This is a genomic window from Aminobacter sp. P4_H6_2, assembly GCF_056400805.1.
Genome location: NZ_JBFUKO010000668.1, coordinates 1 through 2,811, shown reverse-complemented (window position 1 = coordinate 2,811; position 2,811 = coordinate 1). Strand labels below are relative to the sequence as shown.

Below are 2,811 nucleotides of genomic sequence, written 5' to 3'. Positions count from 1 at the left end.
TCCCGCCGCATATGCCACCGCCGCGTCCTTCCTGCTGCTTGTCGTCGTGCTTCTGATCAAGCCCTACGGCCTGTTCGTCTCGGAGGTGAAGCGTGTTTGAGTTCCTCATCCATGTCGCGATCATGGCCTGCCTCTACGGGCTGTTGTCACTCAGCCTCAATCTGCAGGTCGGCTTTGCCGGGCTGGTCAATTTCGGCCAGGTGATCTTGTTTGGCTGCGGCACCTATGGCGCGGCCATCGCCTTCTCGCACCAGCTCGGCCCGGTCGCCGGCATCGCGCTCGGCATCGTCTTCGCCGTGGTGGTCGCTGCTGCCTTCGCGCGTCTCGGCCGCAATCTCGGTGCCGACTATTGGGGCATCGCCACGCTTGCGGTCGCTGAAGTGCTGCGCATCCTCGCCAACAACGAGGCCTGGCTGACCGGCGGCGCGCAAGGCGTCGGCGGCATCCCGCTTTTGTTCGGCGACATGCCGCGTCCCTTGGGCCCGCTGATGACGCTTGGCCTGTGCGTTCTCCTGCTGCTCGCCGCCTGGTGGCTGTGCCAGCGCCTGACCACCAGCCGCTACGGGCTGGCGCTCAAGCTGATGCGGGAAGAGCCGCAGCTTGCCGCGTCGCTCGGCTATGACCTGGCAGCGCTCAAGACGCAGACGCTGATGGTCGCAGCCGTCCTGGCCGCCGCCTCAGGCTTCGTCTTTGCCCACTACATCACCTTCGTCGGCCCCGACCAGTTGGTCAGTTCCGAGACCTTCCTGATCTGGGCGATGGTCATCATCGGCGGCTCTGGCAACCATCTCGGCGCCATTGTCGGCGCGATCCTGATGCAGTTCCTGTTCGCCTTCGTGCCGTTCGTGAAGGACGCGCTTGGCCTGCCGTCGGAATATGTCGCGGCCATGCGCCTGACGCTGGTAGGCGGCGGCCTGCTCGCCTTCCTGATGTGGCGCACGCAGGGCCTGATCCCCGAACGTATCGGAGGCAAGCAAAATGGCTGAGGCTGTCCTGACCGCCGAGCGCGTCGCAAAGGCCTTCGGTGCCCACAAGGTGCTGAGCGACGTGCGCTTTCGCATCGGCGCCGACGAGATCGTCGGCCTGCTAGGGCCAAATGGCTCGGGCAAGTCGACCCTGCTCAACATCGTCTCGGGCTTTTCACGCCCCGATGCCGGCGATATCCTTTTCCTTGGCAAATCTGTTGCCGGCATGCCTTCATACAAGATCGCCCGCCAGGGCCTGGTCCGCACCTTCCAGTTGCCGTCGATGCCGCACCGCATGACCGTGCGCGAAGTGCTGCGCGCGGGATCGCGTGACGGGGCAGGGCTGCTCGACGCCTTCACCGGCAAGGGCAGCGACGACGCCGAGGCCGAGGAGCTGATCGAACAGTTCGCGCTCGCGCCTGTCGCCCACCAGCCGGCAAGCTCGCTGTCGGGCGGCCAGAAGAAGCTGCTCTCCATCGCGCTCGCCTTGCGCACCAGGCCGAAGCTGCTCTGCCTCGACGAGCCGACGGCGGGCGTTCATCCGCAGCTGCGCAGTCGCATGGTGGAGCTGCTCAAGGCGTTCAACAAGCGCGGCGTCGCCATGCTGGTTGTCGAACACGACATGCATTTCATCCGCGAATTATGCAGCCGCTGCATCGTGCTCGACCGTGGCGAAATCATCGCCGATTGCGCCCCGCGCGAACTCACCGAAAACGAACGCGTCGTCGAGGCCTATCTCGGCAAGTCGGTCGCCAAGCAGAAGGTGTCGGCATGATCCGCGTCAACAAAGTGCGCGCCGGCTATGGCGACGGCCCCGACATCCTGCAGGGCATCGACCTTACGGCTTCCGGCGGCGAAATCGTCACCATTCTCGGTCCCAATGGCTGCGGCAAGTCCACGCTGCTGAAATGTATCGCCGGTTTCGTCAGGCCGCGCGGCGGCGCAGTCGAGATGGAGGGCCGCGATGTCAGCGCGGTTGCCGTGCACGACAAGGTCAAGCACCATCGCATGGGCTTTGTGCCGCAGACCGACAATGTGTTTTCGACGCTGAGCGTTGCCGACAATATCCTGCTCGGCGCCCGCCATCTGCCGGTGGCCGAACGCAACGAGCGTTATGCCGAATTGATGGGGCAATATCCTTCGCTGGCCTCAAAGCAGGAGCGCAAGGCGTCGGCCTTGTCGGGCGGCGAGCRCCAGATCCTTTCATTGGCCCGCGCCCTGATCTCCAACCCCAAGGTGCTGCTGCTGGACGAACCCTCGGCGGGTCTGTCGCCTCTGATGATGCACGATGTGTTTGCCGCGATCGCCGAGATCCGCGACCGCACCGGCATGTGCATCGTCATGGTCGAGCAGAACGCTTTCGAAGCACTCAGTGTTGCCGACCGCGCCTATGTGCTGTCGCTCGGCAAGGTGGCGATCGAGGGCAAGGCAGCAGACCTGCTGGCCGATCCCGCGATGCGCCATCTCTACCTCGGCGGCGAGCCCCCGGCCGCCGAGCCTCATCCCCGGCTCGCGGCAGTCAGCTGACGCAGCACCTCCCCAGACATAGAAGGGCAAATCATGACCATGGCTGCACAGCCGGCCGGCCAGGCCGGTCTCGTTTCGAACATCGAAAACATCCCGTTCGACACCGACAACGGCATCGGCCAGACGGCCAATCTCGGCCTTCTGGTGCTGCGCACCGACCAGACCATCGAGGACGAATTCCGCTTCGCCTTGCCTGAAGGAGTGGCGCTTTATGAGGCGCGGCTGCACTCGCCGGTCGAGATCACGCCTGACAATCTGCGCAAGATGGAAGCCGACATCCCCGGCACCGTCGGCCTCTTGCCCGACGTGCGCTTCGACG

Annotated in this window: 3 protein-coding genes and 1 pseudogene; all 4 read left to right on the top strand. The window is 64.8% G+C overall.

Annotated features, from left to right (window positions below; genetic code table 11):
* Positions 1-92: 92 nt before the first annotated feature.
* The gene (locus AC1DUU_RS28340; protein ID WP_476786668.1) at positions 93-986 is read left to right on the top strand and encodes a branched-chain amino acid ABC transporter permease; all 894 of its coding nucleotides are present in this window, start codon (positions 93-95) and stop codon (positions 984-986) included.
* Positions 979-1,740, top strand: coding sequence for an ABC transporter ATP-binding protein (locus AC1DUU_RS28335; RefSeq protein WP_476786667.1), 762 nt, complete (start codon positions 979-981; stop codon positions 1,738-1,740). Before AC1DUU_RS28340 ends, AC1DUU_RS28335 begins: the two co-directional genes overlap by 8 nt.
* Positions 1,737-2,492 (top strand): ABC transporter ATP-binding protein, encoded by a 756-nt coding sequence (locus AC1DUU_RS28330; protein WP_476786666.1) that lies wholly within the window; start codon positions 1,737-1,739, stop codon positions 2,490-2,492. The genes AC1DUU_RS28335 and AC1DUU_RS28330 overlap by 4 nt, the downstream gene beginning before the upstream one ends.
* Before the next feature lie 33 nt (positions 2,493-2,525).
* Positions 2,526-2,811: pseudogene (locus AC1DUU_RS28325) on the top strand (Asp/Glu racemase); the annotation flags it as partial.